The organism is Mariniflexile sp. HMF6888 (assembly GCF_044335535.1).
In the GTDB taxonomy this organism is placed as follows: domain Bacteria; phylum Bacteroidota; class Bacteroidia; order Flavobacteriales; family Flavobacteriaceae; genus Mariniflexile.
This window is the reverse complement of the sequence record NZ_JBIQVZ010000020.1, coordinates 1-2,102: the sequence shown is the minus strand read 5'-3', so window position 1 is coordinate 2,102 and position 2,102 is coordinate 1. Positions and strand designations below refer to the sequence as shown.

Below are 2,102 nucleotides of genomic sequence, written 5' to 3'. Positions count from 1 at the left end.
TTCTAATAATTTTAACGGCCTTTGCTACCCATGCTCAGACAGTATGGAAGAATGTCCAAATTGGGGGAACAGGTTTTGTTACTGGAATAATCCATAGTAAGACAGAAGCAAACCTAAAATATGCTCGTACAGATGTTGGGGGAGCTTATCGATGGGATGCAGTTAACAACAGTTGGGTTCCTCTGCTGGATTGGAATAGTTCTGATGAGTTAGGTTATCAAGGAGTTGAATCATTAGCCGTTGATCCTCAGGATGATAATATCGTGTACATGTTAGTGGGAACGGATTATTTTAGTGGTAGAAAAACAGCTATTTTGAAATCAACCGACAGGGGGAATACTTTTACAGAAACCATAGTAACCCAGCAATTCAAGGCACATGGAAACGGAATGGGAAGATCTAATGGAGAACGACTGGCAGTAGACCCGAACAATTCTAATATATTGTTTTGCGGTACAAGACGAGATGGCTTGTTTAAAAGTAGTAATGGGGGTTCGACTTGGACAAAAGTATCGTCTTTTCCAGTTACTACGACCGCTAATGATAACGGAATTTGCTTTGTTGTTTTTGATTCGGCAGCTTTGTCAGGAGGTAATACACAAATAATTTATGCAGGTGTTTCAAGAACAGGATCATCGAACCTTTATAAAAGCTCCGATGGAGGAGATACGTGGAGCGCTGTTACCGGAGCAACTACAAGCTATATGCCCCAGCGTGCGGTACTAGACTCGAATAGAACTTTATTGATTACTTATGCCGATAAAGAAGGGCCTTGGAATGGATCTAATGGACAGATTTGGAAGTTATCAAGTACAGGTGCTTTAACAAATATAACCCCAGCAGGTTTTTCTACTCCTTTTGGAGGTATAGATGTTGACCCGACGAACCCTCAGCGATTAATAGCTTCTACAATGAATATTTATTGGTCGCAGTATGTAACTTCTGGCGGGAAAACAATATATGGAGATCGTTTTCTTTTGAGTACCAACGGTGGAACAACATGGAGAGATCTAGTTGGTAATTCTGGTATTAACCTTTTAGATAATGGATGCACATGGATTTCTGGATCCTCAACTTCTATTCATTGGGCTGGAGATATAAAGTTTAACCCTTTTAATACAAATCAAGCAAGTGTTATATCTGGTAATGGGATTTTTACTTGTGATGATATGAACGCTTCAAAAACATCTTGGAAGTTTGATGCAATAGGTCAGGAAGAAAGTGTAGCACTTGATCTTATTAGTATTCCTGGAGGACCAGTATTTAGTGTTATTGGAGATTATGATGGATTTAAACATACAGATGTTTCTGTTTACGCTCCGCAATATGCCCCTACGATGGGCTCTTCAACAGGTATTGCTTATGCATCAGGAAATACTAATAAATTGGTAAGACTTGGTCAAAAAATGTATTATTCTACAAACCAAGGAGGTGACTGGATAGAAACCACGGGCACACTTGGGGGGATTAAAGGAACGGTTGCACTTTCTTATGACGGAGGAACAATACTGCATTGTCCACAATCATCAACCTCATTGTATCGATCAACAAATGATGGAGCTAGTTGGACTACTGTTTCAGGAATAAATTTCAACACAGTTCCAGTATCGGATCCCGTTACAAACAATAAATTTTATGCTTATAACAATAGTAATGGAGATTTAAAGGTAAGTACAGATGGTGGTGCTACTTTTAGTAATGCAGGCAATGCAGGATCGGGAGGCTCAAGCAGGATTAGGGTAGTGCCCGGGTATGCCGGACACCTTTGGATCGCTAAGAATGGAGGAGGGTTAATTAGATCTACAAATAGTGGTGCAAGTTTTACAACACCATCAACTGCTGTATCATACGCATCTGCAGTAGGAATTGGAAAAATGAAAACAGGAGCATCTTATCCTACCATATATATATGGGGAACTGTCAGTGGTGTTACAGGTGTTTTTCGTTCTATTAACGAAGGAGTAGATTGGACTCGTGTCAATGATGATGCTCATGAGTTTGGGGGACCTGGAAACGGAAATTTTATAGTGGGAGACATGAATACTTTTGGGCGTGTATATATGAGCACGGCTGGTAGAGGCATTGTATATGGTGAAGATACT

At 40.1% G+C, this 2,102-nt stretch carries 1 protein-coding gene; it reads left to right on the top strand.

What is annotated here, in order from left to right:
• A partial coding sequence (locus tag ACGLWY_RS18590; RefSeq protein ID WP_396621177.1) for a WD40/YVTN/BNR-like repeat-containing protein occupies positions 1–2,102 on the top strand: 2,102 nt, incomplete at both ends.